At 54.5% G+C, this 24,106-nt stretch carries 28 protein-coding genes, 3 tRNA genes and 1 pseudogene; 12 read left to right on the top strand and 20 right to left on the bottom strand.

Features of this window, described 5'->3' with window-relative positions; translation table 11 throughout:
• Positions 1 to 9 precede the first annotated feature (9 nt).
• The 3 genes from DK872_RS21840 (at position 10) to DK872_RS21830 (ending at position 312) form a co-directional block, all read left to right on the top strand.
• A tRNA-Gly gene (locus DK872_RS21840) sits at positions 10 to 85 on the top strand.
• A 54-nt stretch (positions 86 to 139) separates the two neighbouring features.
• A tRNA-Cys gene (locus tag DK872_RS21835) sits at positions 140 to 213 on the top strand.
• Positions 214 to 225: 12 nt separating this feature from the next.
• Positions 226 to 312 (top strand) — tRNA-Leu (locus DK872_RS21830).
• A 263-nt stretch (positions 313 to 575) separates the two neighbouring features.
• Here DK872_RS21830 and DK872_RS21825 read toward each other — a convergent pair.
• The 4 genes from DK872_RS21825 to DK872_RS21810 all read right to left on the bottom strand — a co-directional run bounded on the left by DK872_RS21825 (position 576) and on the right by DK872_RS21810 (position 3,151).
• Positions 576 to 1,214, bottom strand: a complete 639-nt coding sequence (locus tag DK872_RS21825) for a type VI secretion system-associated protein TagO (protein WP_237656234.1) — start codon at positions 1,212 to 1,214, stop codon at positions 576 to 578.
• Positions 1,215 to 1,219: 5 nt separating this feature from the next.
• The gene (locus tag DK872_RS21820; protein WP_161518838.1) at positions 1,220 to 1,552 is read right to left on the bottom strand and encodes a hypothetical protein; all 333 of its coding nucleotides are present in this window, start codon (positions 1,550 to 1,552) and stop codon (positions 1,220 to 1,222) included.
• Between the two features lie 150 nt (positions 1,553 to 1,702).
• The gene (locus DK872_RS21815; protein ID WP_161518837.1) at positions 1,703 to 1,951 is read right to left on the bottom strand and encodes an ogr/Delta-like zinc finger family protein; all 249 of its coding nucleotides are present in this window, start codon (positions 1,949 to 1,951) and stop codon (positions 1,703 to 1,705) included.
• 48 nt (positions 1,952 to 1,999) lie between these two features.
• Complete coding sequence (locus tag DK872_RS21810) at positions 2,000 to 3,151, bottom strand: phage late control D family protein (protein WP_161518836.1); 1,152 nt, start codon at positions 3,149 to 3,151, stop codon at positions 2,000 to 2,002.
• A gap of 150 nt (positions 3,152 to 3,301) precedes the next feature.
• Between DK872_RS21810 and DK872_RS21805 the strand changes: the two genes are divergently transcribed.
• The 6 genes and pseudogenes from DK872_RS21805 to DK872_RS21780 all read left to right on the top strand — a co-directional run bounded on the left by DK872_RS21805 (position 3,302) and on the right by DK872_RS21780 (position 8,965).
• Complete coding sequence (locus tag DK872_RS21805) at positions 3,302 to 4,483, top strand: phage tail sheath subtilisin-like domain-containing protein (RefSeq protein WP_161518835.1); 1,182 nt, start codon at positions 3,302 to 3,304, stop codon at positions 4,481 to 4,483.
• A pseudogene (locus DK872_RS21800) lies at positions 4,484 to 4,998 on the top strand (phage major tail tube protein).
• Positions 4,999 to 5,054: 56 nt separating this feature from the next.
• Positions 5,055 to 5,354, top strand: a complete 300-nt coding sequence (locus DK872_RS21795) for a phage tail assembly protein (protein WP_090137615.1) — start codon at positions 5,055 to 5,057, stop codon at positions 5,352 to 5,354.
• Complete coding sequence (locus DK872_RS21790) at positions 5,318 to 5,521, top strand: GpE family phage tail protein (RefSeq protein ID WP_341844410.1); 204 nt, start codon at positions 5,318 to 5,320, stop codon at positions 5,519 to 5,521. The genes DK872_RS21795 and DK872_RS21790 overlap by 37 nt, the downstream gene beginning before the upstream one ends.
• Positions 5,511 to 8,465, top strand: a complete 2,955-nt coding sequence (locus DK872_RS21785) for a phage tail tape measure protein (protein WP_370520922.1) — start codon at positions 5,511 to 5,513, stop codon at positions 8,463 to 8,465. Before DK872_RS21790 ends, DK872_RS21785 begins: the two co-directional genes overlap by 11 nt.
• 11 nt (positions 8,466 to 8,476) lie before the next feature.
• On the top strand, positions 8,477 to 8,965 hold the full coding sequence (locus tag DK872_RS21780; RefSeq protein WP_161518833.1) for a phage tail protein: 489 nt from the start codon (positions 8,477 to 8,479) through the stop codon (positions 8,963 to 8,965).
• Between the two features lie 62 nt (positions 8,966 to 9,027).
• Here DK872_RS21780 and DK872_RS21775 read toward each other — a convergent pair whose 3' ends face one another.
• The 16 genes from DK872_RS21775 to DK872_RS21700 all read right to left on the bottom strand — a co-directional run bounded on the left by DK872_RS21775 (position 9,028) and on the right by DK872_RS21700 (position 19,300).
• Positions 9,028 to 9,444 (bottom strand): tail fiber assembly protein, encoded by a 417-nt coding sequence (locus DK872_RS21775; RefSeq protein ID WP_370520921.1) that lies wholly within the window; start codon positions 9,442 to 9,444, stop codon positions 9,028 to 9,030.
• A gap of 2 nt (positions 9,445 to 9,446) precedes the next feature.
• Positions 9,447 to 10,712: a phage tail protein gene (locus tag DK872_RS21770; RefSeq protein WP_161518832.1), complete on the bottom strand. Its 1,266-nt coding sequence runs from the start codon at positions 10,710 to 10,712 to the stop codon at positions 9,447 to 9,449.
• Entirely contained in the window at positions 10,709 to 11,317 is a 609-nt protein-coding gene (locus DK872_RS21765) for a phage tail protein I (RefSeq protein WP_161518831.1), read from the bottom strand. Before DK872_RS21765 ends, DK872_RS21770 begins: the two co-directional genes overlap by 4 nt.
• Positions 11,310 to 12,206: a baseplate J/gp47 family protein gene (locus tag DK872_RS21760; protein WP_161518830.1), complete on the bottom strand. Its 897-nt coding sequence runs from the start codon at positions 12,204 to 12,206 to the stop codon at positions 11,310 to 11,312. Before DK872_RS21760 ends, DK872_RS21765 begins: the two co-directional genes overlap by 8 nt.
• Positions 12,193 to 12,561, bottom strand: coding sequence for a GPW/gp25 family protein (locus tag DK872_RS21755; protein WP_161518829.1), 369 nt, complete (start codon positions 12,559 to 12,561; stop codon positions 12,193 to 12,195). The genes DK872_RS21760 and DK872_RS21755 overlap by 14 nt, the downstream gene beginning before the upstream one ends.
• Complete coding sequence (locus DK872_RS21750) at positions 12,558 to 13,142, bottom strand: phage baseplate assembly protein V (protein WP_161518828.1); 585 nt, start codon at positions 13,140 to 13,142, stop codon at positions 12,558 to 12,560. The genes DK872_RS21755 and DK872_RS21750 overlap by 4 nt, the downstream gene beginning before the upstream one ends.
• A complete protein-coding gene (locus DK872_RS21745) occupies positions 13,142 to 13,783 on the bottom strand; it encodes a phage virion morphogenesis protein (protein ID WP_161518827.1) in 642 nt (213 codons plus the stop codon). Before DK872_RS21745 ends, DK872_RS21750 begins: the two co-directional genes overlap by 1 nt.
• Positions 13,780 to 14,241 (bottom strand): phage tail protein, encoded by a 462-nt coding sequence (locus DK872_RS21740; protein WP_161518826.1) that lies wholly within the window; start codon positions 14,239 to 14,241, stop codon positions 13,780 to 13,782. Before DK872_RS21740 ends, DK872_RS21745 begins: the two co-directional genes overlap by 4 nt.
• On the bottom strand, positions 14,238 to 14,801 hold the full coding sequence (locus DK872_RS21735) for a hypothetical protein (protein ID WP_161518825.1): 564 nt from the start codon (positions 14,799 to 14,801) through the stop codon (positions 14,238 to 14,240). The genes DK872_RS21740 and DK872_RS21735 overlap by 4 nt, the downstream gene beginning before the upstream one ends.
• The gene (locus tag DK872_RS21730; RefSeq protein WP_161518824.1) at positions 14,798 to 15,283 is read right to left on the bottom strand and encodes a lysozyme; all 486 of its coding nucleotides are present in this window, start codon (positions 15,281 to 15,283) and stop codon (positions 14,798 to 14,800) included. Before DK872_RS21730 ends, DK872_RS21735 begins: the two co-directional genes overlap by 4 nt.
• Positions 15,283 to 15,585, bottom strand: a complete 303-nt coding sequence (locus tag DK872_RS21725; protein ID WP_079518316.1) for a hypothetical protein — start codon at positions 15,583 to 15,585, stop codon at positions 15,283 to 15,285. The genes DK872_RS21730 and DK872_RS21725 overlap by 1 nt, the downstream gene beginning before the upstream one ends.
• Before the next feature lie 51 nt (positions 15,586 to 15,636).
• Positions 15,637 to 15,837, bottom strand: coding sequence for a tail protein X (locus tag DK872_RS21720; RefSeq protein WP_161518823.1), 201 nt, complete (start codon positions 15,835 to 15,837; stop codon positions 15,637 to 15,639).
• Positions 15,837 to 16,334, bottom strand: coding sequence for a head completion/stabilization protein (locus DK872_RS21715; RefSeq protein ID WP_161518822.1), 498 nt, complete (start codon positions 16,332 to 16,334; stop codon positions 15,837 to 15,839). Before DK872_RS21715 ends, DK872_RS21720 begins: the two co-directional genes overlap by 1 nt.
• Before the next feature lie 102 nt (positions 16,335 to 16,436).
• Positions 16,437 to 17,345: a phage terminase small subunit gene (gpM, locus tag DK872_RS21710; RefSeq protein WP_161518821.1), complete on the bottom strand. Its 909-nt coding sequence runs from the start codon at positions 17,343 to 17,345 to the stop codon at positions 16,437 to 16,439.
• A 48-nt stretch (positions 17,346 to 17,393) separates the two neighbouring features.
• On the bottom strand, positions 17,394 to 18,443 hold the full coding sequence (locus DK872_RS21705) for a phage major capsid protein, P2 family (protein ID WP_086874012.1): 1,050 nt from the start codon (positions 18,441 to 18,443) through the stop codon (positions 17,394 to 17,396).
• Positions 18,444 to 18,466: 23 nt separating this feature from the next.
• Positions 18,467 to 19,300 (bottom strand): GPO family capsid scaffolding protein, encoded by an 834-nt coding sequence (locus tag DK872_RS21700; RefSeq protein WP_161518820.1) that lies wholly within the window; start codon positions 19,298 to 19,300, stop codon positions 18,467 to 18,469.
• Between the two features lie 159 nt (positions 19,301 to 19,459).
• Between DK872_RS21700 and DK872_RS21695 the strand changes: the two genes are divergently transcribed.
• From DK872_RS21695 to DK872_RS21685, 3 genes are all read left to right on the top strand, one after another.
• Positions 19,460 to 21,181 carry a terminase large subunit domain-containing protein gene (locus DK872_RS21695; RefSeq protein WP_161518819.1) on the top strand — a complete coding sequence of 574 codons (1,722 nt, stop codon included), beginning with the start codon at positions 19,460 to 19,462 and terminating at the stop codon, positions 21,179 to 21,181.
• 2 nt (positions 21,182 to 21,183) lie between these two features.
• Complete coding sequence (locus DK872_RS21690) at positions 21,184 to 22,236, top strand: phage portal protein (RefSeq protein ID WP_161518818.1); 1,053 nt, start codon at positions 21,184 to 21,186, stop codon at positions 22,234 to 22,236.
• Positions 22,237 to 22,720: 484 nt separating this feature from the next.
• Positions 22,721 to 24,097 (top strand): hypothetical protein, encoded by a 1,377-nt coding sequence (locus DK872_RS21685; RefSeq protein ID WP_161518817.1) that lies wholly within the window; start codon positions 22,721 to 22,723, stop codon positions 24,095 to 24,097.
• Positions 24,098 to 24,106 lie beyond the last annotated feature (9 nt).

Raw genomic sequence — 24,106 nt, 5'->3', positions numbered from 1 at the left:
CTTGATAATGCGGGAATAGCTCAGTTGGTAGAGCACGACCTTGCCAAGGTCGGGGTCGCGAGTTCGAGTCTCGTTTCCCGCTCCAAATTAAAGCATCGGCTAAAACAGCGGGTGCTGGCTGAAAAGCATCAAGATTCACGGCGCGTTAGCAAAGCGGTTATGTAGCGGATTGCAAATCCGTCTAGTCCGGTTCGACTCCGGAACGCGCCTCCAATTTCTTCCCGAGCCCGGATGGTGGAATCGGTAGACACAAGGGATTTAAAATCCCTCGGCGTTCGCGCTGTGCGGGTTCAAGTCCCGCTCCGGGTACCATGGGAAAAAAAGAATAAAATCAATGATAAGCAGTGTCGTGTGACCGCCTCGTAAGGCGGTTTTTTTATACCTGAAATTTGCCGAGTGGCGATGAAATGGCGATGGCGTGGCGGTAATCCTTCAAAGGGACGCAGACTTTTTTTAGCTGACTGAGCGAGACTTTTAAATCAGCGCCGCATTCTGTCCATCGCGACCGTTTAAAAGTAAAAGCCTCAAACACACGAGGCTTTCGTATCGTCTCCAGAGCAGCTACGGATAGTTGTCTATTTCCAGCTACATGCCTTTTGCAGTGGCTTTAACGCTTCCGACAACCCACTCAAATCAAAAGACACGCTCACAGGGCTTTCGCCATAAGGCGTAATTTGGGTGTACATGCCGTTAGCTTTAGCCAAAGTCTTAACGAATTCGACGACATTACCGCGATAAAAGACGGCCTTATTATCGCTAGAAATATCCCACGTTTGCGTTTTTGCCTTTTGTTTGTCAAGGCGATATAACATCGAGGCTTCATCAGTGCCAATGAAGACATCCCAATTTAGGTACAGCTCCGTTTTCTTCTCTCTGCAAGTAATAAAAAGATTAGGGGTAATAGATTCACCAAATTGAGATCGAATGGACTCATTCGCTGCGAGGATAAGATAAACATTCTTTGTATCATCGACAGGTGAAGTTTTCGAACTTACCTGCCATTTTCCTGTACCTGCTGTGGTTTCGTCATTTACCGCTGCGCTTGGAGGTAATACCGCATCATAGCAAGCCAAACGAACATCACTCTTTGTCTCTAGCTGACACTTTAGCAAGGCATCTTTATCGAAATCGGTTTTAGTCTCAGCCGCTGCGTGCATTGAAAATCCAGCCACAAACATGACCGTTGCAATGGTTGTTATTCTGTTCATAGTCATCTGTCTCAGGCTTTTGGTCGGGTCAAAAAAACAATCGTCCCAATAATGATGTCACCAATAACCCAGAGGCTTCCCAGCATCATCACTCCCAGACCAGTGCCCAATGCTGCCCCAGCACGCTCAGCATCAGAGGTGGCATTATTTATCACATCGCTGCTACTGCCCATACCCACAAAGAAGCTGTAGATCATGAAGATGTTGAATAAGATGAAAATCCATTTTACAAGTTTGCCGAAAAACGAACGTGTTGGCTTTCTTACTTGATGTCCACAGGATGGGCACTTAAAAGCAGAGTCACTTATTTCTTTACTGCATTCCGGACAATTTATTAATGCCATTTTCAATACTCCATATATGGTCACATACCCAGGGAAAATCCTATCAGTTGGTACTAAATGAATAAATAAAAATTAACCCGCCACTTAGACGGGATAATATTAATAAATAGAGATATAAGGGAGTGATCAGCCTCACATGCCCTCTTTAAACTAAAGATATAAATCCAACTGATCACGTCCGTAATGTGAAGCTGGGAAAGCATCTTCCGGAATAAATCCCTCTGGTAATTTCTCTCGTGAACCTCGTTTAGTCACCAGTTTTTCCACGCTGTTAAGCGTGGTAAATGTGATGCTGCATTCAAAATTCTGGCACTGATGGTACTGACGGATCGTCATCTCACTGAGACGGCGACTGGTGCGTGTCCGAGCGACAGCACCACAAATGGGGCAAACAAACATGATGGCCTCCCATGGCGGGAGTTGAACTCGCTGTTATTATGGCTTCGTTTATTCAGTCTCTGCAATCCATTCCGGTATTTTGGCTTCCAGCTCCAGGCGGGTTTTAAATCCACCGTCATCAATTGAATGTGCAGCACGGGCGATAATCCAGTCCTGAGAATCAATATCGGATTTAAACCCCGTAACGGTTCCGTGCATTTCCGGGTAGAGATCGGCGCGGCCCCGCGCCAGTGTTAACGTAAATTCCGCAGCACCTCGTTTGAGCTGTTGCCATTTGGCAGCAGCAGCGCGCTTTGCCGCTGTTTCACTGATGTATGTTTTGCGTAATACATAAACGTTACCGTCTTCACCCTCCAGATAATCCCCGTCTCTGGCGCTGCTGCGTGGTGGCTTTTTCTTTTTCGGCTTGCGGCTTTTGACCGTTACTTTTTTCTTTTTGCCGAATTCCAGATCCAGCCAGTACGCCCTTACGCCGGTATAGGCATCACGATCGGCAATACGAAATGAATGGCGATCACCACTTGAACGGGTGATTGAGAATTCCGGCAGCGGTTTACCGCTGGCGCTGACGCCTCCGCCGGGAAGAATAAACAACAGACTGCCATTTTTGATTGTGGCAATGGCGCCCAGCATTTCCGCCATTCTCGTCAGGAAAGACATATCACTTTCCTGTGTCTGGTCGGCGTGATCGATCTCAATGTTGATGAGCTGCTCAGAAATAACCGGCGTCAATTTATACCGGTGGGCGATGGCTGATATAACGCGTTCAACCTTAACATCATGCCAGGACACTTCGCGCTTGGTGTTGAATTCATCCCTGAAATCAGCGCTGCGTGCCGTCAGCTCCAGGCGGTCAGGCGGCCCGGAATGCGCCACTTCATCCAGGGTATAAATCCCTTTATAGACCAGCGGTTCACCCCGCCAGCCGATGGACACCGACAGCTCAGCCCCGCGCGGCGGCAACTGTAACTGGCCGTCACTGTCAGCAATAGTAATCGTCAGTTCGTCGGCTTCAAATCCCCGGTTGTCGGTCAGTTCCAGTGAAATAAGCCGGTCATCCAGTATGGTCAGTGCTTTGCCGCCAAGCATGATCCGGAACGCCGGAACCGGTGACAGCTCATCCTGAAAATCCTGAAATGTCTGTGTGCTCTTATCCAGTTGTGCTTTGGTTTTACTGATTGCGTCTGCTGACAGTGCCATATGAACTCCTCCGGCGCTGATAGTTTCATGCGCGCGCGAAGCAGAAAACTGTCGTTTGTTGTCGCAAACATCAGACACCCGGCAGTGCGTGTCGGGCATGCTCATTTTGTGGAATATAGCCCCGAACTCACAACATGATGGCGGTACAGCATGACCGACAACTTTTTCCACGGGGCGCGTGTTAAGGAGGAAACCGACCTCCAGACAGCGATCAATGACATTGATTCCACGGTCATTGGGCTTGTCGCTGTTGCGGATGACGCCGACCCCGAAACCTTTCCGCTCGACACGCCAGTGCTGCTGACGCGTGTTATCACAGCCCTGGGGAGTGCAGGTAAAACAGGCTCCCTCTACAAATCCCTGAAAGCCATTTCCGACCAGGTGAGCACCCGCGTGATTGTGGTGCGCGTCGCAGAGGCGAAAGCAGGGGAGAATGAGCCAACGCAATCCCAGCTCATCATCGGTGGTACGCAGGCTGACGGCAGTTATACCGGGATGTTTGCCCTTCTGACTGCCGAACAGAAAACCGGCTATCGTCCGCGTATTCTCGGTGTGCCTGGCTATGACACCCAGGAAGTCACGGCGCAGTTGCGCGTGATCGCGAAACAGTTACGTGCATTCTCTTACAGCTATTGCGATGGCTGCGAGACTATCGCCGAAGCGAAAGCCTACCGCGAACAGTTCGCTGAGCGCGAGGGCATGCTTATCTGGCCCAACTTCATCGCCTACAACTCACAGACCGGCGTGAATGAAGAGTTTCCCGCCGTCGCCTACGCGTTAGGACTTCGCGCGCTGATCGATAATGAACAGGGCTGGCACAAGTCGTTATCCAACGTTGCTGTCAGGAATGTGCTCGGGATTGCCAAAGATGTTTTCTGGGCGCTTCAGGCGGAAGACTCGGACGCCAACGAGCTGAATGCCAATGAGATCACCACGCTTATCAAGCGTGACGGATTCCGTTTCTGGGGCAACCGCACCACGGATACGGATGAATACATTTTTGAGGTCTATACCCGCACAGCCCAGATTCTGGCGGACAGCATCGCTGAAGCGCAATTCACGACCGTTGACACGCCACTGACGCCTGCAAACGTCAAAGACGTGGTGAGTGGGATTAACAGCAAGCTTCAGGCGCTGGTCACTGAGGGCAAGCTGATTGGTGCATCCTGCTGGTTCGATATCGTTGATAACCCGACGACCGGCATCCGGCAGGGTAAAGCTGTCGTGCGCTACAACTACAGCCCGGTGCCACCGCTGGAAGATCTGACGATGATTCAGACGTTCACCGATCAGTATTACGAAGCGGCATTTTCTTCCCTCGGAGGTGCGTAAATGGCGATCCCTAAAAAAATTCGCTTGTTCACGCTGTTCGTCAATGGCGTGAACTACATCGGGAAAATTCCCAGCGTGACGTTACCGAAGCTTACCCGCAAAACTGAAGATTTTCAGGGGGCCGGTATGCTCGGGGCGGTTGCCGTGGATCTGGGTATCGATTCCGGCGCGCTGGATGCCTCAATGGTTGTTGGCGGCGTGGTTGAAGAGTTGCTCCTGAAATACGGTGGTGACATTGACGAACTGCGCCTGCGTTTTGCTGGCGAGATTTACAGTGGCGGAACCAGTTCCCTGTGGAAGTGGAAATGCGCGGGCGTATTACTGAGATTGATCCCGGTGATGCAAAGCAGGGGGATGACACTAACCACACCTACGCCATCAAAAACACTTATTACAAGCTGTCAGTTGATGATAAGCCGCTGCTGGAAATTGACCTGCTGAACTTTATCTACAAGCGCAACGGGGAAAATCTCTACCCGGATCGTATTTCTTCCGCGCTTGGCCTGAATAGCTGACTGCTTTCACTTAACCCTTTAACGGTGGCACAGGTTGCCACCCAGGAGATTGACCCATGGCTGTAACACTGACGAAACCCATCAAACGCGGTAACGATGAAATCACCGTTGTGACCATCACTGAGACGATCAAACAGGCTGGCTCACTTCGTGGCCTGCGCCTCGTTGACGTGCTCAATTTCGATTTTGAATCCACCTCAACACTGCTTTCCCGCGTTACCTCGCCAGCGCTGACCACGGCGGATATTGCCGCAATGGATACGCAGGATTACGTGGCACTCGCCGAAGAAATCACGCCTTTTTTGACGAAAGCGGCGCCATCAGTACCGGGCGCGGCGGTGACGGCGAACGAATAAGGGAAGCTCTCTTCAACAGCGTAGAGGATCTGATTGCCGATATCGCTGTCATTTTCCACTGGCCGCCCTCTGTCATGTATGACATGGAGCCGCGCGAACTGATGGCATGGCGGCAGCAGGCCGCCATCCGTAGCGGCAACCATGAGGATGAAGCCGATGGATCTTAATATCCGCGTCGCGTTCAGTGCGATCGATAAACTCACCCGCCCGACCAGTGCCGCCAGCAAAGCTGTTGGCGGCCTTGCCGAATCACTTAAAAAAACACAGGACGCGGCTAAACAGCTCGACAAACAAACGTCAGCGTTTGACAAGCTGCGCGCCCAGGCCAACGACACCGCGCAAAAACTCAGCCGCACGCAACGGGCTTTCGATGGCCTCAACCAGAAACAGCGGGAAGGGGGACAGCTTACTGAGGCCCAGGCGGCACACCTTGAAACGCTGCGCGGAAAGATCTCACGCCTTAACCAGACCTACAGTCTGCAAACCACCCGGCTACGCGAAGCATCACAGGCTATCCGTCAGCACGGCGTTAACCTGACTGCCGGAAGCGGCGCGGTGCAAAGCGCCCTGCGCAGAACTGAGCAATACACGCAGGCGCTGGAGCGGGAACGCCAGCAACTGGCCGCGATTACAAAAGCCCAGGCTCAATATGCACGGGCAAAAGAAACCGGCGACAAATTACGGGGCGCAGGGACGGGCATGGCCCTCGGTGCTGCCGCTGCGGGCTATGGTGCAGGGCGCTTTTTATCAACGCCGATTGGTTTTGATACCGATATGTCGCGCGTAATGGCGCTGACACGGATGGATAAAACCGATCCCCGGTTTAAGGGGTTGCGCGATCAGGCCAAACAGCTTGGTGCAGACACTGCATTTTCCAGCAGTGACGCCGCGCAGGGCCAGGCCTTTCTCGCCATGGCCGGATTCACGCCGGAGGCGATCAAGGCAGCGCTTCCCGGCGTGCTTGATACCGCCATCGCAGGCGGGGCACTGAGTGGCGATATTTCCCTTGGGGAAACAGCGGATATTGGTGCCAGTATCCTCAACCAGTTCCGTCTGCAGGCCGGTGATATGGGGCGAGTGGGTGATGTGCTGGCCGGAACATTCACCCGAACGAGTACCAACCTGCGCGATCTCGGCGAAACAATGAAGTATACCGGCCCGGTGGCCGCCAGCCTTGGTATCAGTCTGGAAGAAGCGGCCGGAATGGCGGGTATGCTGGCGAAAGGCGGTCTACGTGGCAGCGACGCGGGCACTGCAATGCGCGCGTCATTGAGTCGGCTTGCAGCACCGACTGGCGCAGCATCCAAGGCGCTGAAAGAGCTGGGTGTATCTGTCGCTGACAGCACCGGCAAGATGCGGCCCGTTGAAAGTATCCTCGCCGATTTGTACAAGGCGACCAAAAAATATGGCTCCACTGACCAGGTGAGTTTCTTTAAGGATATCGCCGGAGAGGAAGCCTTTGTCGGATTGCAGTCGCTGGTTAACTCCGCCGGCAGTGGTGATCTTCAGAAGCTCATCGCAGAACTGAAAAAGGCGCAGGGCGAATCGGCTGGCGTGGCTAAAAAAATGTCGGATAACCTTGGCGGCGATTTGTCCAACCTCAGCAGCGCATGGGAGGGGCTACAGACCGAAATATCCGATACGGTGAATGGCCCGTTGCGCAGTCTTATTCAGTGGCTGGATGAGACAATCACGCGTGTGGCCGGGCTGGTCAAGGCAAACCCCGAGCTGGCAAAGACGCTGTTAATCGTTGGAGCTGGCGCGCTGGCATTAACTGCGGCGCTGGGTACGGTATCGATTGTCACAGGTATACTGATTGGCCCGCTGGCAAAGTTGCGGCTGGGCTTTACCCTCCTGACCGGAGGGAAGGGGATATCAGGCACAGTTGCCGCGCTTCGCACGCTGGGAACCGTTGGCGGCCCGGTGCTTGGAAGAATGAGCGGCTGGGGCGCGCTACTCGGTTCATTTTCTAAAAATATCGGTGGCATAACCGGTCTTTTACCCGCATTGCGCGGCGGTCTGCTCACAGCATTCCTTTCGCCTGGCGCGGCAGTCGGCTCACTGGTGAAAGGTATCGGCGGTCTGGCATTACGCCTGACCGGGCTGCCTGCCATCTGGGGGCTGATCACCACGGCGGTATCGGCCCTCGGCGGTGTGCTTTCATTTTTGCTCAGCCCGATAGGGTTGATTGGTGCGGCGTTTGTGGCTGCCGGGTTACTTATCTGGCGGTTCTGGGAGCCGATTAAAGCTTATTTTCTCGGCTTTTTTAGCGGCGTCTGGCAGGCGCTGACACCGCTGCGCGATGCTTTTTCCGCTCTGTCGCCAGTCTTTACCCTGATTGCAGACGGCATTCAGACCGTGTGGGGATGGTTTCAAAAACTGCTGTCGCCGATGCAGACCAGTAAGGAAACCCTGGATCAGTGCACCAGTGCCGGTGAGACGTTTGGTAAGGTTTTTGGTTTCGCGTTGCAGGCGCTTCTGACGCCGCTGACCCTTTTGATGGAGGGGATAGGGTGGGTTCTGCAAAAGCTGGGGCTGATTCCTGCTGGGCTTGATGAAGCGAAGCGAAAAGCGGAAAGCCTGACACCGAAAGCGCCGGTTATGTACGAGTGGGATCCCCAGCAGAAAAAGATGGTTCCCAAAAGCTGGAACTGGTCTCCCGATGCACCGGCGAAAACGCCCCCGCCGGTGACCACTCCGCCTGTCATTCCCGAATCCGGAACGGCGCGGCGCCTCAAGGAAATATCAGATAACACCAAAACCACGGCGGATAACACGAAGAAGATCGGCCCTGGCGATATCGTTTTCAAAAATTTGCCGCAGGCGCTGGCATTACGTGGCGCATACCAGGAGGCGCGGGTGATCACTCAGCCTGTGCCGGGTGTTGCTGCATCGGCGGCTGGCGGAGTCCTCTCCGTTCCGGCTGCCACACAAGGGGCAGTTACGGCGCCGGTTTCTGCACCTTCCGCTGCGCCGGTGTTTCAGATCAATTTCAACGATGTGGGTAGTAAGTCCGTGCCGGAGCTTGAAAAAATGGTGCGCGATGCCGTCCGGGATGCGCTGGCCACCACCAACAGAGTTAACCGCGGTTCGTTCCGCGACCGCGATTAAGGAGCGTTTTTATGATGATGGTTTTTGGGATGTTCGTTTTTATGCTGCGCACCACGCCCTATCAGCAGTTGCGCCACTCGCAGGAGTGGCGGCACGTTAAAAATGAAAGGGTCAATCAGTCTGCCAGCTGGCAATACATCGGCGCGGGCGACGATACCGTGACGCTGGAGGGCGTGCTTTACCCGGAAATAACCGGCGGTAATCTGTCCCTTTCAGCACTTGAAACGATTGGCTTTGCTGGTCGGCCATGGCCGCTGATCGAGGGGGAGGGGAGAATTTACGGGATGTATGTACTGACGCGCCTGGAGCGGGGTAAATCTGAGTTTGACCAGTACGGCAATCCCAGAAAAATCGAATTTACCCTCAGTCTTAGCCGTGTCGATACCGATTTCAGGGAGAAATTGCAGAGTGCATCTGTCAGTGGTGCGCTGGCCGAGTTAAAAACCAGCGCAAATAACGCGATAAATCAGGTCAGCAATTCACTCAAGAGCCTGTTTTAGTAATCGTCCTGTGCTGTTGATACGGGTTGATACATCAACGGCACCTAATATTACATGGCCCGTTACTCCGGATTAACCGGCCAGTTCACTTCCGGAGCCGTCGAAATATCGACGGCTTCAAGCGCATCAAGATAGTCCAGCCACAGTCCGTATTGTGTGAGGTCGTCACCTTTCAGGCGTCCGAGTGCTGCCTTTCCCGGCCATTGCTTACTGTTTATGTATGCATTTGCTTCATCTGTTTTTATGGAGCGCAGCCACTCAGCATCAGATACAAGCTCAGCCTGAGGCTTATCAGCCCAAACCGGCATACCTTTATCGTCAGCAGAAAGAACCTTCCCTGCTGGCGGTTGAGCGTTGTATATGTCCCTTACCTCGTCTTCAACTTCAATGACGTCATCCGGCAGAGATCCAGCATTAATATAGGATTGTTTCTCCCACTCCGGATAAAAACCCAATGTTGTTTTTGAGAATAAATACATAATCAGTACCCTACGGTAATAACGGCCACGCTCATTGCAACATTGCAGTAGAGCTGGCGGCTCGTTTTAGAAACAGTTCCACCATTCACCAGCGCCGTTCCGCTACCGCCAGCCATATTTGCATCAGCCAGAAATGCGTTTGGAAATGGAATCGGAAAATTCACAGTAATAGCACCAGCCTGTGTTGCTGAGGCTGTATACCACTGCACAATTAGCGTCTGCCGTACGCCATTAATCACCCCCGGAAACTTCCAGTATCCATTACTGGACTGCCCCCCCAGAGAACCCGTTGCTACCCCGGCAGTCGCGATATCTGATAAACCAAGGTATTCGAGAAGAGCCGCGACAGATTTTCCGGATAACGCCGTGAGGGTGTTATCAAGTGGTTGCTTCCCCGCCAGCGCATTTGTCATGGTGGTGGCAAAGTTTGGATCGTTACCAAGAGCGGCGGCCAGCTCATTGAGGGTGTCAAGTGTTGCCGGAGATGAAGCTACCAGTGCGGCAATTGCAGCTTTAACAAAAGCCGTGGTGGCAAGCTGCGTGTTATTGACTGATTGCGCTGCTGTGGGCGCTGTCGGAACACCTGTCATTGCCGGGCTTGCCAGTGGCGCGTAATCGGCAACAACTGATTTGACATGTGCTGTGGTTGCCAGCTTTGTGCTGTTATCCGCTTTGACTGGCGTTGGCGCTGCCGGGGTTCCGGTAAAGGTCGGGCTGGCAATCGGCGCATACTGCGTGTGCGGGTTGCTGGCCGCAATATGCTGGCTCAGCAAATCATCTGCATAGGCCTTTACCTCGATCACTTTATTATCGACGTATTGTCGAGTTGCCAGCACCACGGCAGGATCAATCTTCAGCGTGACTGCTGCTGTGGATGATACGATCAGTACCATGCGAATGGTTTGCGTGCGTCCGCTACCCTCCTGCAAGAGCGGCTTATAGGTTTCCGGGCAGTTTGCCACGGCAACCAGCACGCCGCTGTCATCATAAAGGCCGATTTCACGGATCCAGTATCCGCCCTCGTTTTCCGGTATCACCTGCTCAGCAATAATCTGGCTGCTGTTGTTGGGGTCAATCGACAGCATATTCAGTGCCGCGATGCGTTTCTGGTTAATCAGCGCAGTCTGCGCCGGGTCAGGGGTGGGTAGTACCCCATTGGCGTCGCCAACCGCCATCTGCGTGATATTGAGTGTCGTACCGAGCGCCGCCGCATTCGCCAGCCGCGCGGCGCCCTGATTGGTCAGAATGGCAAAATATTTTGCTGTCATGCGTTCACTCTCGTGTTCTCTATCAAATGTATGGCCGAAGCCGGGTAGTAATCAGCACCAACGGCGATCTCTTCCGGCAGGTAGGGGTAAACCGTCACCGCTGCGCCATCAAACGTGGCTGCACCAACATATAATTCACCGGCGCTCTGAAGCTGGATCGACAGCCCGATCAGGTGCCTGCTCAGCGGCTTCGCATCCTGAATCAGCCGCTCAAGCTCCTGATACGTTTCCTCAGTGATGCCCTGTTCCTGGACGCCGATATCCAGCCGGAAAGTGCCTGGCTCTTCGCCGGTCTGCCACCATTCACTTACCCGAATCAGAAAGCCGAACGGCTCCACAACGCGGCGCAGCGCGTGAATGGTTCCTTTCTGGCGATGAACCATAAAGGCGGCTCTGATGACGGCGCGCTTTGTCTGTTCCGACCAGTTTTTGTCCCAGCGATCAACTGACAACGCCCAGGCGAGGTAGGGCAGGAATATCACAGGGCACTCATCCGGATCCCAGAGCTTGTGAAGCTCGACGGGGATCGCGTTAATCCTTGCCGTGGCGGTTTCGGTGCGGCGCAAAAACTGACTGGCGGTGGGTGGCAACAGGCTGTTACTCATTGGTGCCTCCCTGGCTGACAGTGACGTTAACGCACACCGCAGATTGCGTGTCATCGATCACGATATCTGTGGCAGGGGTTGTCAGCTCAACGCGCTGTACACCCTGAACATGTAACGCAGCCATCACTGCGCTGCGGGCAACATCCCGCCCGATTTTCCCCTGGGCTGCCAGCCATGCCGTCAGTGAGTCCTGCGCAGCTGTCAGAATGGGTTCGGATTCCGGCCCCGGATAGAGATAAAGCGTGGCATCAATCTCATAGGTGACGATCTCTGCACTTTGCACCGTAAGACGATCACCCACCGGGCGCCGGTCTTCTGCGGACAGTGCCGCATTCACGACAGCCAGCAACTCCGGTGAAGCCGTGCCATCACCTTCGGTTGATAACACCGACACCACCACCACGGCAGGAGAGGGGCTGACTGCTTTTGCGTCTGCCACTTTGCCGCTGGCGCTTCGGGCGTAGTACTCGTAAGCCCCCGTTGGCCCGGCCACGCTCAGACCTTCAAACGCGGTTTGCGCGCGCAGGCGCAGGGCCGTATCACTTTCCATTACGGCATCGCTCGTGTCTGTCTCCGGCGTGATTTCAAGCCTGGCGGTGTTGAGGTTGGCGGCCAGATTATCCAGATCGGTGGACGCGGCGTGACTCAGCATGCAGGCGGCTGCCCCCTCGTTTATCTGCTGGCGTAGCATCATCTCCCGGTATGCCACGACCTGCGCAATGACATTCAGTGGCTCAGATTCGAATCCCAGCGCAGCGGTTATTGCAGACTGCTGATCTGCCGGGAACGCGGCGATAATGACGGCTTTTACATCCAGTAAAATCCCCTCAAAATCCAGCGTTTCGATAATTTGCGGCTGAGGCAACTGCGATAAATCAACCGTTGCCATGACTGTCGCCCCTGAGTGTTATGGTGGTGGCCTGCTGTTCCATGGTTTCCGTCAGCATGCCTGACATATTCGCTGTTACCGCGCCGCCCGCAGAGAAAGCCACGTCCACGATGCTCAGCGCTATTCGTGGCTCCCACGTTGCCAGCGCGATGACGATCGCGCTCATCAGCTGCATGCGGGTAACGTTGTTCTGTGGGTTATCGATAAGATCCTGAACCAGCGAGCCATAGTTACGGCGCATCAGCCTGGAGCCAATCGGGGTGCGGAGGATATCGCTCACCGACTGCCAGACATGATCGGCATCCGTAAGCGTTCCTGTCCCGTCCGGGTTCATGCCCGTATAGCGCGCTGTCATTGCGTGCCCTCCGTCCAGCTCCCGCCCCGCTGCACACTGCCGTGCTGATGGTTGTCCACCTGCACACCGTTTGATGTAAACGTCCCTTTGCCGTGAGTAAAATTCCCCTCCAGATTCCCCCCTTCAGAAACAGTGAACGTCCGGGTTTTCAGCAGGCTGGTACATTCAACAACCGGCGTATCCAGAGTGACGCTGACAGCCGCTTCCAGCCTGGCGGTTTTGATTCCGGAGACGGTCAGCGCCCCGGCGCTGGCGTCGTAATGAAACCGTGCGCCGTCCGGTGCGGTCATGACCATCTCGGTTGCCGATGCACCCGGAGCCGGGTTGTCGTTGCTGTACAGGCTCCCGCCAATAATGGCGGTTTCGGAGTTTCCGCCCATGCACAACAGCCAGACCTGTTCACCCACAGAAGGGGGAAGCCATACACTGAATGCGCCCGCGCGCTGCGCATTCCAGCGAAGCCAGGTGGTGGTAAGTCCGCCGCTTTCCACGCGCACGCGCCACCGGCTCACATCGATCTCAGTTACCGTGCCGGTGCGGACAACGTTTTCCAGCAGACGGATCAATTCAGCGGCATCCACTATTGCACCCCCAGCGAATCAATGACCTGGCGGGCGATTGCCATACGGTCAGCTTTGCTCAGCCCGAGCAACTGGCGGCGTGGATAGGTTGCCACCGCACCGCTGTTGTTCACTTTGTCGCGCAGGCCATACTGGTGCACGCGGGCGATCCTCGCTGCCACTCCGGAAAAGCCAACAGTCGCACCGTCAGTGTCAGCACGCGCTTTCAGAAACCGTGCCGTTCGAAGACGGCGGAACATCGGATCGGGCTTCGTGGTATCACGGCGAACCTCCGTAAAACTGACATCGAGATAGCGCTCAATGTCTTCCCGATAGAAAGTACGCACCGCACCACGCTCTTCATCAAACCCCGTCAGCATACGGCCACGACTGCCCCGGCTGGCCTGCCAGTTTTTCAGGCGCCGGGTTTCACCGTTCCAGATAAAACTGATGCCAGCCTGTGAGCGCAGAACGCGTCGGCGTCGCTTCTCAAACTTGCTGCCGTCCGGGGCTTCCTGCCGTCCGATGCGCTGGCTCTGACTGCGGCGAAGGGTGGTGGCAATATTTCTGGCTGTGCGCAACCGGCCCGCCGGAGCCATCCCGGCCAGGATGGCGGCAAACACATCATCAAGCTGCTGAAACAGCGCGATATCATCACTCATGGCACGACCTCACCGGCATCCGGATCGAGGAAAACGGCATCCCACTCACCATGGCAAAATCGCGGTCGGTCTTCCGGCAGATGTGTCGCCACGGCAACACCACTCTCATTACTGACCATGACGCGCTCCCATACCGGGAGCGTAAACAGGATATCGGCTGCGTCATCGCTCAGTATGTCGGCCTCAAATTCAATTTTTCTGTTGCTGTCAGGGTTCAGCAGCAAATCGGGTTGATGTTTCCAGACCCAGGCCAGCAGGGGGAGCATGAGATCATCGACATGGCCGGGATACTCCATCGCCAGTACTTTGATTTCGTAGCGGTACATAAACGAGCTTTCACCGGTTGCCTGAATTTCAATAGCGCCTTTCTCCGTCCAGACCGTGATTTGTTCTGGCCTGGCTCTGCACCACTCATTACTGGCAATCAGCGCCCCGCGCAGCAGTTCTGTTTTTTTCATGGCCTTGCTCCTGTAAGCCCGGTTTGCGTACTCTGCTGCGCCCGCTGCTGTTCTATCTCGCGAATGCCCGCCAGCTGATTATTTGCCGTTTCGACAGCCGCCAGCAGTGGCTGTATCCATAACACGGCCTGGCAATAGGTCAGCGTGCCGGGGGCAGCGGTGCGATCACTGGCTGTGTCAGGCCCGGAGGGATCGGCACCGAGGGCGCTGGCACGTAAACGGTTTGCGTACCCGAGCAACCCGCGAGCAACACCGACAGGCACAGCAAAATCACAGGTTTTTTCATGGCGGAGGATCTCCCGGTATTCGATTACGGCTTCATCCGAGCTGGCACTGGTGAGCGCACTGGCATGTGCGGCATTCGCTGCGGTCTGATTGAAGCGATTGATATTGAAAACCTGAGTCGCAATCGCCTCGCGCTGTAGTGCGTTATCAGACGCCAGCACACGCTTATCGCTTTCCGCTGCGCTCAGGTCTGCTCTGGTGGAAACCAGCCACACTGCGAGCGTGGCGATAATTACCAGCGCTGTTGCGCCTGCAATGATCGTAATGCGGTTCATTTCTGGCCCCACAGACACACCTCGCGCTCAACTTCGCGACGATTAATCAGCCCTTTCCACTTTTTGCCGCCAGCGTAAATCCACTGACGCAGCCCGTCACAGGCGGCCCTGTAATTACCGGCATTAAGCTGACGCAACAACGCGGAGCGCTCAAACGCTGTAACACCGACGTTGTAACTGAACGTTATTAGTGCTGCTCTCTGGTACTCGCTGGCGGGCACCTTAACGGAGCGATCAACAGACTGCGCGAAAGGCACAAGGTCATTTTGCAGAAGTGCACGGCATTCGGTTTCGGTGTATTTTTTACCCGGAATAATGTCCCTGCCTGTGTGCCCGTAACAGACAGTAAGCACGCCAGCAACATCGTGGTAAGGTGCGTACCGGACGCCCTCCAGCTCAGGGAGCATCGTCCCGGCAATAGCCAGCGCGCCAGCGCCGGTCATCCCTGCCAGCTTATTTCGCAGTGCGGGTGATATCGCCATTATTCACCTACCTTTTCCAGTGCCCTGACCGCCACCTGCACTGCCGCCGGGCGCTCATGTGAGGGCTTATCTTTCACCTCGTTGAGGTAGCCACTCAGCATCTGCGTACGCTTTTCATCTTCCTTACGCCGACGACGCGCATCCAGCCTCCCGCTGACATAAGAGGCCAGGGAAATAATCAGCCCTGCTGCACCAAAGAACATGTACACCAGATCCTGTGTGGTAAATCCTATCGCTGCCGCCAGCGCGGCAAGCCACGCAAAGATCTGCGTGAAGATATTCCCGGAATCATTCATTTTCATGCGCTCCTGCCTCGCTACGTGCGTAAGCCGACCCGTCCCATACCCGGTTAATTAACTCCATAGCTGTACGGTCTCCGTGGCTGCCGGTTCGCTGACTTCGGGTAATTCCACCTCCTGACCGGCGGTCAGAAAAAGCTGGCCGGAAATGCCCTTATTGGCCGACACCACTGCCTCAGTCACGCCGCGTGTCAGGCCGTAATGCCGCTGACACAGCAAATCCACGGTATCCCCCTGTAATGCCCTGACCTTCATCAGAAAGCCTCCGTGAAATTGCGCGTTGCGCCGCGAATATCCGCAATAGCCCAGCGCACATCGCGCCAGAGATCCTGCGCCTGAGTGGAGAGGGCAACGGCGCGTTTTTCACCGGCATCGCCGGTGGTATCAACATCGCGAAAAGTCTCAAGCAGAAGGGCGCGGGCGCAGCTGAATACCGCGCGGCGGTAGCGGTGGATCTTCACGCTCTGCCCGTCAATCTGCATGGCCGGGACGGCGACCAGCGAGGCATAACCCGCAGCAATCTGTTCTGCCTGCCATGACGCCAGCTGCTCTGATACGTGGATCACCGCTTCCGTCACCACATGTTTGAGACGGGTGGTGGTCACGGCACCATTGATACGCATTTCAAGGCGCACATCGCTCAGGGCGATTTCCGGCCAGAACGAACCGGCAGTGACTTTTTCGCCACCATCATTGACGTCCGGCACATCTTCCGCCGAAGGTGTGACGGCGCGACCCGCTACAAAGCTCATCGTGTAGTCTCCTGAAAAGGTGGCGGTGAGCGGACGGAAAAAAGTAAACGCCAGTCGCTACAGATTTCCGCCCGCGCCGCCAGCGCACGGGGCGCAAGTCGGTTATTTCGTCTTCTCTGTCGGCGCTTTTCGTTTTCGGGTTTGTCCGCCTGACTTCGCCCCGGTACGCGCTTTTGCACTTGTGTTGCGCCGGGTTCGGGTTGTCGTTTTTTCGGCGACAGTGGCCGGTTGTTCTGCGATGCCGTCCGCTGCTGCGGAAGCTGGCTCCGCGCCACCTGAGCCAGCGTCGCCCGTTGTGCTACCTGAATCATTTGTCGCACCGTCGGTGGAACCGGCTGTTGCGCTGGCTTTTTTAACCACACGCGCCAGGCGTTCGATCTCTTTTTTCACCCCGGCCCCGGCATCAAGCGTCAGCGCCTTACGCAGCAGGGAAAGGGCAGTTTCCTGCTCTTCGGCTGTGCCGTTTCGCAGTGCAAACGCCCTGGCTTTGCAGAGCTTGGCGCGAACCACATCCGGCATATCGCTGTTTGCGGTGATCTCTTCGACGTCATCGAGCACCGCCAGATAGGGCGTAATATCGGTGCTGTCATCGGCCTTGACCTGTACCAGAATGGGATCGCAAATTTCGTCAACCAGTACGGTGGCGGGCGTGCGGTTAAAGCGGTCTGGCATCAGCAGGTTGTGGGAGACGACATAGCGCCCGATACGCACGGCCAGCGCGTAATCGCCTGCGTCCACCGCCCATACCATCAGCGTGGTGATCACTTCATCCTGCCGTCCGCTGCCGCCTGTCAGTGTTCCCTCGATCCAGCCCTCATAATTGGGAAGTAACTGGCGCTTCATGGCGGCTTTTGCCTGGTCGGACTGCACTTTGCGCAATGCACTCTGATCCATGCGCAGCCGGTGCAGGATTTGCTCATGCGCGGTGCGCGCGGTGTCGGTCTGCTCGTCGGTTTTGCCATGGCGTTCAGCCATGACCTTCTGAAAATGTTTTTGTGCCGGTGTCAGCATGGTTCTGTCCCCGAGTGAAGCGGGCCGCAAAGTACAGCCCGCCCGGTGTTACGCGCCGCCCTCAGCCGCTTCGGCGAAGGTGATCCCGTCGATAAACGCCACTGCGCCATAGTCTTCAACAATGAAATCGTCATTGGATGACTGGTAAGTTGCGACGCGGTTGTACTCCGGCTCTTCCTTGATAGTCCGGCGCAGGGAGCCGCGCTGGAAGTAGAGCGACAGGTTTTTGAACGGCGTGATGAGGATGCCGTTGCCGGGGAAGTAGGGCGCGATGAAGGTCGGCATATTCCCCACGCGCTCCTGCGACACAATGAGCTGCCCCGCCAGCATTTCCGTATTGGGATTGGTCTGGCTCATGGCATTGATGGTCGGGAAATTACTGGTCGTCAGCAGGTCGCCAGCCAGGATCACCACGTTGTCAGGGTTGCGCTTGTGCCACTCATCCATAAGGCTGTTTTTGGCGTCGTATACCGCTGCCGTCAGGTTGCCGTATGTCCCGGCGGCGACAATTTTGTTGTCCTGATCGCGGGAAGTGACTGTCACGCCTGTGATACGACGATGCGGGGCTTCATTGCGGATTTTCTGCAACCAGCCAATGCCGCAATCCTGCAACAGCGGGTTCGCCGCGCGATCAGAAGGATCGGAATAGCTTGCCCCGTTGAAACCGATCATGATGCGGTCAAGCGACATCTGACGGGCCATTGCGCTGCTGATCAGCGGCTGAAAGTTTGGCTGATGCGCCCAGGCATCAAGCTGCGCGTACGAGATACCGTAGTCGTAGTTGGTCTTGCGGCAGAGGTAGCCGTAAGGATCCATGTTGTCATTGGATGCCGGATTGCGGCGCGTGGTGGTGCTGTTGTTCACTCCGGCCAGCGGCCCTTTGCTGCCGATCAGGATTTTCTGGCCGATCTGCTCATCAACGCCGAAGACGTTAATTTGTTTCAGAAAGGCGTCGCTTTCCTGAGCTGCGGCCTCAAGGCGCTGTTGCGCAGTCGGATCAACGCTGAACTGTGCCGCGACAGCGGCGGCTGTCACGCCGTTAAGCTGTGCCTGCCGTGCCACATACTGATCGAACAGTTGACGGGTATTATTTCTCATCTCTTTCTCTCTCGTTGCTGATATCAGTAGTCAGCCAGCTGCGCGTTATCACCACCGCTGGCAGGCGGGCGGCGGCTGAAGTTGCCGTCCGTGGTTTCAAGTTTCTGGCGCAGTGCAGCCAGATCGTTTGTCAGCTGCTGAATGGCGGCTTTGTCCTGGGCGCGGCTCTGCTCAACGCTGCTGAACTGATCGCTGAGTTCAACCTGTGACTGCGCCACGGCCTCAACAGCCTGGTGCACCTGGCTGAATCGCTCATCGTCGGTCTTCTGGCCTTTGCCAAGGATGCCCATGACGCGGGAAAACCACTGTTTGCTCTCATCGCTGCGCTGACCGGAAAGCTCGATCATTTCCGCCTCAATGGCTTCGGTGAACATCGGCGGTTCCGCCTGCTGGTTGTTGAATACCATCACCTGCGCACGTTGCTGAGCGGCAAATTTCAGGCGTTCAGTGCCAAGGCTGGCGGGTGTGTCTGTCATCGCCAGACCCATCACATAGGCTTTGCCGTTGAGCGCAAACTGCGGGTGCAGTTCAATGCTGGAGTAAACCTTTTGCCCTTTGTCGGTCATTTGCTTCATACGGTCGGAAGCTTCAATCTCCGCATAGAGCGCGGTGCGCCCGGCCAGCGGCCCGGTGGTAATATCCTCGGCGCTTAATGCGGTCACATCGCCCATCGCCCCGAAATCACTGCCCGGATAAGGCGAGAGGTAATGCTCAATGTTGACGCGCGCCCCGTACACTTCCGGGTTGTAATTCGCTGCTGCGTCGTGGAGATGTTCCGGCTTAATTTCGCGGCCATCGACGGTGGCCCCGGAGACAGCAACACGGAATTTTTTGCGGGTTTTCGTTGTGCCAGCCATGTTCGTTTGCTCGTTGTGAGTGAGTTCAGCGAAATGATGGCAGGGGCGGCATTGTTGCCTCAACGCGTTGTTGTTGTAGGGGAAACACAACAACCAGAGGCGCGGGAAAGCATCCGCGCGCGCGGGTTAATCTCCCCGGCATACAGCGAGGAGAAGCGAATGTCGGTCGGGGAAGCATTTATCAGGCAGCGGGCAAGACAACTCTACTGGCAGGGTTACCCGCCAGCAGAAATCTCACGCCTGATGGGGATCAATCAGAACACTGTTTATGCCTGGAAAAAGCGCGACGAGTGGGACGATACGCCGCCCATCCAGCGTGTCACCACATCCATTGATGCGCGTCTGATTCAACTGACCGGCAAGGATAAAAAGACCGGCGGTGACTTCAGGGAAATCGACCTGCTGACACGACAGCTTAAAAAGCTGGATAACGGCACCCCGGCCACGCAGCCGAAAAAGAAGCTGCGCAAGAAACAAAATACCTTCTCGGAATCGCAGATTGCGGCACTGCGGGAAAACATCCTTGGCTCGCTGCACTGGCACCAGCGCGGCTGGTTCGATAATCACCACCACCGCAACCGCGCCATACTGAAATCCCGCCAGGTGGGCGCTACATGGTATTTTGCGCGCGAGGCGTTGTTGCGTGCGCTGTCTGACGATGTGAAATACAAACATCAGCGCAACCAGATCTTCCTTTCCGCCAGTCGCCGTCAGGCGTATCAGTTCCGCAGTTTTATTCGTTCTGCTGCTGAAGAAGTGGACGTTGAACTGAAGGGCGGCGACATGATCCAGCTTGCGAACGGCGCAGAGCTGCATTTTCTTGGCACTTCAGCCGCAACAGCGCAGTCATACACCGGCAACCTCTATTTTGATGAGTTTTTCTGGGTGGGGCAGTTTGCCAACCTGAAGAAAGTAGCCGGGGCAATGGCAACCCTGAAAGGGCTGACACGCACCTATTTTTCCACACCGTCAGCGGAAAGCCACGAAGCCTATCCGTTCTGGAGTGGTGAAGCGTTTAACAAAGGCCGCAGCCATAGCAAACGGATTGAGTTTGACACCAGCTGGAAAACACTCAACAGCGGCCTGATGTGTCCGGATAACATCTGGCGCCAGATTGTCACCCTTCAGGACGCCATCGATCACGGGTGGGATCTCACTGACATTGAGGAAATTCAGCAGGAGAACAGCCCGGAGGAATACGACAACCTGTATGGCTGCGTGTTCATCAAAAACGGCGAAACCGCTTTCGATTACAACCAGTTGCTGAGTTGTGGTGTTGACGGGTTTGACGACTGGCCCGACTGGAAACCGTACGCCATGCGCCCGATGGCAGATCGCGCGGTGTGGATTGGCTATGACCCCAACGGTGCCAGCGGTAAAGGTGACAGCGGGGCAATATCGGTTAATGCGGCGCCGCTGGTTCCCGGCGCCAAGTTTCGTACCATCGAAACCCAGCGCATACGCGGCATGGAATTCGAAGCGCAGGCGCAACTGATCATCAACATGCTGACCCGCTACAACGTCCAGCACATTGGTATTGATGGCAGCGGCATCGGCGAGGCGGTTTATCAGCTCGTGAAGAAGAAGTTTCCGGCGGCAGTGTGCTACCAGTTTTCGCCCGCCAGCAAGCGCATGCTGGTACTGAAAATGCTGCAAATGATCCGCGCCGGTCGCTGGGAGTATGACCGGGGAGAGTATGACCTGATCACCGCATTTAGTGCGGTGCGAAAAGTGGTCACACCGGGCGGCGTGATCACGTATGACACTGACCGCGCCCGTGGCGTCAGTCACGGTGACTTAGCCTGGGCGACCATGCTTGCCACTATCAATGAACCGCTGGGCGCTGACGGCGGCAATACCATGACCGTTATGGAGTACTGACTTTGAGCAGAAAAAAGTATACCCGCGCGCGGCAGCATTCCGGGGAACAGACAGACCTGGTTTCTGCACTAAAAACCCAGCCGGGACTGAGTTCTTTCACCTTTGACGGGCCATGGCCGGTCACGTCATCTTATGACCTGCTGGACAGCATGTATTGCGCCAACAATGGCCGCTATTACGAAACGCCGATCAGCTGGTATGGACTGGCGCGGCAGTTTGGTTATGCGAGCTGGCACCAGTCTGCGCTGATGTTCAAACGCAACGTGCTGGCCGGGTGTTTTATCCCGCACCGGTTGCTGTCCCGCCAGGTGTTCTCTGCCTTTGCGCTTGACTGGTTTGTGTTCGGTAACGCCTATCTTGAACTGCGATCAAATATGCTTGGCGGCCCTCTGGGGCTGCGCCATTCACTCGGCAAGTACACCCGGAGGGGTTCCGATCTCGATACCTACTGGTTTATCCAGGCGGGCCTGGATGATCACCAGTTCAGGACTGGCTCAGTGTGCCACGTCATCAACCCGGATATTCACCAGGATATCTACGGTATGCCGGAGTATTTTGCAGGGCTGCTGTCAGCTAACCTGTCGCACTCGGCTGACAAGTTCCGCAAGCTTTACTATGACAACGGCAGCCATGCAGGTTGCATTGTTTACGTGAACAGCGCCATTGCCGATCAGGAAAGCCTCGACAAGCTCAAGAAAACGCTGACGGATACGCGGCGGGGTGGGGCATTCAAGAACATCCTGCTGCATGCGCCAGGCGGCGGGAAAGACTCGGTTCAGATCCTGCCGTTCAGTCAGATATCGGCAAAGGATGAGTTTATCGGCGTGAAGTCGGCAACACGCGACGACATTCTGGCCGCGCATCGCGTACCACCACAACTGATGGGCGCCATCCCGGAGGGTAATGGCTCATTTGGCGATGTGGAAAAAGCCGCCAGGGTGTTTGCCATCAATGAGCTGACACCCGTGATGGAAGCCATGAAACACGTCAACGACTGGCTGGGTGAGGAGGTGATCCGCTTCAACCCTTATGCACTCCTCTCCGACAGCGCCTGAACATTCCGGCAGACACCATCAGGAGTGGTGGTGTCGCTGCTGCACTCCCGAAAATCCTTCTAATTTTTTCACCTTCCGCCGCCGTCCGCCGCCTGTCGGGCATCATTTTCCGTACCCCTCACCAGACGCGCTGTAAACCGCTCTGAGGCGGCATTTTCTCACCCATCCCTGCGCAAGGCCGGAGCGAGCGCGGGGCAATACAGCGCGGCTCAGGCCTCGATTCCGGAGGCATACGACCCCCTGCCTGCCCCCCAAAGCGCGCGCTTGCTCCCCCGCCTCGCCTGCGCACTGAATGTGCTTGTTTTTGTGCACTTTTGATACACGACAGGTGCCTCGCTAGGACTGGAGAAGAAGAGGATTAATTACATCAAAAAAATTGTGCAAAATTGTGTGCTAATATGCACTTTTGATTAAGCTTCTTGTCTAGCCCAGATCATCGCCAGTATACTATTTAAAACTAAGTCAATTACTTGAGAAGTGGGTCATGAAACGGGTTACTCCAACAGAATCTAAAAGGATATTTATTAGAGGTTTGTTGCGTTTTTTAAAATCTATCCAAAGAAAGAAAAATAAAAATAAATCCAAGCAAGGTCTTTATATTGGGGATATTCAGACTCCTATTAAAAGCCAGGTGGGAGTTTTTATTGAAAAAATTGCCAAGATCAGAAAATATGATTCATCTGTATTAAATAGAAGTAATGATAAAGTTTATATACCTCGCGGTTTTGATATGTTTAGCAACCCTGAAAAAACGCTATTATTTGTCCATGCGATAACAAGACTTGTGCTAAGAGGAAAGAGAAAGTCGATAACATTGGACTATAAGAAAAATAGAACACACTGTTTGGGAGCCGAATGTTTGCTTGGTGTAGCCCTAACCGAAGCAAGACAACATAATATTTATCTTAATAATACTATAGTGCAAATAAATGGTACGTATCCAAAAGATAGCCAACACCTTGAAATCATCAGGGATATTGGATTGGTGAATGAAATCAGTGTTTCCACACCCGGCTCTGTACGAGATAGCACGGCGGTAAATGCTAATGATAATCCTAAAAAGAGGATATTTAAAGCCGAGAGTATAGGGAAAGAAAATGCTTCAGCATATGCTCATGATAAGAAAAATATTACTGCTGAAAGATTTACCTCTTATATTAATGACTGCCTTAAGGATCATAATCTCAAACTTGTTGAGTCAGCAGCTAAACACCTAAAATCCTGTATGGCCGAGTTGCTTGATAATGCCGAACGACATTGCGGAATCGAGCAACGCTCTTGGTGGTATCTAAGAGGGTTTGTGAATAATAGTCTGAGATCTCCAAATTGTGAAATTGTCGTGTTTAATTTTGGTAAAACTATCAGCGAAACTTTTCAAGGCTTGCCTGAAGACCATTTCTCATACTCGCAGCAAGTTCTCCCCTATGTTGAAAAACACATTGACAAAGCAGGTATGTTTGAGGAAGGACTAACAACAGTGGCTGCATTGCAAGGGCGAGTGAGTTGCAAAAATCAGGAAGAAAGCGATAGTTCAGGGACTGGCACAATCGAATTATTGAAATTGTTTCAAGATATGCATGATAACATCAAAAACATGTCTGGAGATGTTAAGGGCAGAATCCAGATGTCTCTGATTTCTGGGGCGGTACACATAAATTTTGATGGATCTTATAAACTTAGGAAACGCTTTGTGAACGGGGAAGAAAGCGATATCTTCACTTATCCTTTCAACAATGATGATTTAGGTCTTGAAAAAGCACCAGACAAGAATCATCTTAAGAAAATGAAAGATGCTAACTTCCCAGGTGTGATGATAAACATACGTTTTCCTTTACCTGAAAACGCGGTTCAACGGGCTTGAGGATTAGGT

Origin of the sequence: Kosakonia sp. MH5 (assembly GCF_009935945.1) — a bacterium.
Taxonomy (GTDB): Bacteria; Pseudomonadota; Gammaproteobacteria; order Enterobacterales; family Enterobacteriaceae; genus Kosakonia; species Kosakonia radicincitans.
Note: the sequence above shows the minus strand (reverse complement) of the source record. Positions and strands in the feature narration are given on the sequence as shown.

Bases quoted from the DNA above. Each gene is read 5' to 3' on its own strand.
- DK872_RS21825 (WP_237656234.1), bottom strand. From the start codon at position 1,214: ATGACTATGAACAGAATAACAACCATTGCAACGGTCATGTTTGTGGCT.
- DK872_RS21820 (WP_161518838.1), bottom strand. From the start codon at position 1,552: ATGGCATTAATAAATTGTCCGGAATGCAGTAAAGAAATAAGTGACTCT.
- DK872_RS21815 (WP_161518837.1), bottom strand. From the start codon at position 1,951: ATGTTTGTTTGCCCCATTTGTGGTGCTGTCGCTCGGACACGCACCAGT.
- DK872_RS21810 (WP_161518836.1), bottom strand. From the start codon at position 3,151: ATGGCACTGTCAGCAGACGCAATCAGTAAAACCAAAGCACAACTGGAT.
- DK872_RS21805 (WP_161518835.1), top strand. From the start codon at position 3,302: ATGACCGACAACTTTTTCCACGGGGCGCGTGTTAAGGAGGAAACCGAC.
- DK872_RS21795 (WP_090137615.1), top strand. From the start codon at position 5,055: ATGGCTGTAACACTGACGAAACCCATCAAACGCGGTAACGATGAAATC.
- DK872_RS21785 (WP_370520922.1), top strand. From the start codon at position 5,511: ATGGATCTTAATATCCGCGTCGCGTTCAGTGCGATCGATAAACTCACC.
- DK872_RS21780 (WP_161518833.1), top strand. From the start codon at position 8,477: ATGATGATGGTTTTTGGGATGTTCGTTTTTATGCTGCGCACCACGCCC.
- DK872_RS21775 (WP_370520921.1), bottom strand. From the start codon at position 9,444: ATGTATTTATTCTCAAAAACAACATTGGGTTTTTATCCGGAGTGGGAG.
- DK872_RS21770 (WP_161518832.1), bottom strand. From the start codon at position 10,712: ATGACAGCAAAATATTTTGCCATTCTGACCAATCAGGGCGCCGCGCGG.
- DK872_RS21765 (WP_161518831.1), bottom strand. From the start codon at position 11,317: ATGAGTAACAGCCTGTTGCCACCCACCGCCAGTCAGTTTTTGCGCCGC.
- DK872_RS21760 (WP_161518830.1), bottom strand. From the start codon at position 12,206: ATGGCAACGGTTGATTTATCGCAGTTGCCTCAGCCGCAAATTATCGAA.
- DK872_RS21755 (WP_161518829.1), bottom strand. From the start codon at position 12,561: ATGACAGCGCGCTATACGGGCATGAACCCGGACGGGACAGGAACGCTT.
- DK872_RS21745 (WP_161518827.1), bottom strand. From the start codon at position 13,783: ATGAGTGATGATATCGCGCTGTTTCAGCAGCTTGATGATGTGTTTGCC.
- DK872_RS21740 (WP_161518826.1), bottom strand. From the start codon at position 14,241: ATGAAAAAAACAGAACTGCTGCGCGGGGCGCTGATTGCCAGTAATGAG.
- DK872_RS21735 (WP_161518825.1), bottom strand. From the start codon at position 14,801: ATGAACCGCATTACGATCATTGCAGGCGCAACAGCGCTGGTAATTATC.
- DK872_RS21730 (WP_161518824.1), bottom strand. From the start codon at position 15,283: ATGGCGATATCACCCGCACTGCGAAATAAGCTGGCAGGGATGACCGGC.
- DK872_RS21725 (WP_079518316.1), bottom strand. From the start codon at position 15,585: ATGAAAATGAATGATTCCGGGAATATCTTCACGCAGATCTTTGCGTGG.
- DK872_RS21720 (WP_161518823.1), bottom strand. From the start codon at position 15,837: ATGAAGGTCAGGGCATTACAGGGGGATACCGTGGATTTGCTGTGTCAG.
- DK872_RS21715 (WP_161518822.1), bottom strand. From the start codon at position 16,334: ATGAGCTTTGTAGCGGGTCGCGCCGTCACACCTTCGGCGGAAGATGTG.
- gpM (WP_161518821.1), bottom strand. From the start codon at position 17,345: ATGCTGACACCGGCACAAAAACATTTTCAGAAGGTCATGGCTGAACGC.
- DK872_RS21705 (WP_086874012.1), bottom strand. From the start codon at position 18,443: ATGAGAAATAATACCCGTCAACTGTTCGATCAGTATGTGGCACGGCAG.
- DK872_RS21700 (WP_161518820.1), bottom strand. From the start codon at position 19,300: ATGGCTGGCACAACGAAAACCCGCAAAAAATTCCGTGTTGCTGTCTCC.
- DK872_RS21695 (WP_161518819.1), top strand. From the start codon at position 19,460: ATGTCGGTCGGGGAAGCATTTATCAGGCAGCGGGCAAGACAACTCTAC.
- DK872_RS21685 (WP_161518817.1), top strand. From the start codon at position 22,721: ATGAAACGGGTTACTCCAACAGAATCTAAAAGGATATTTATTAGAGGT.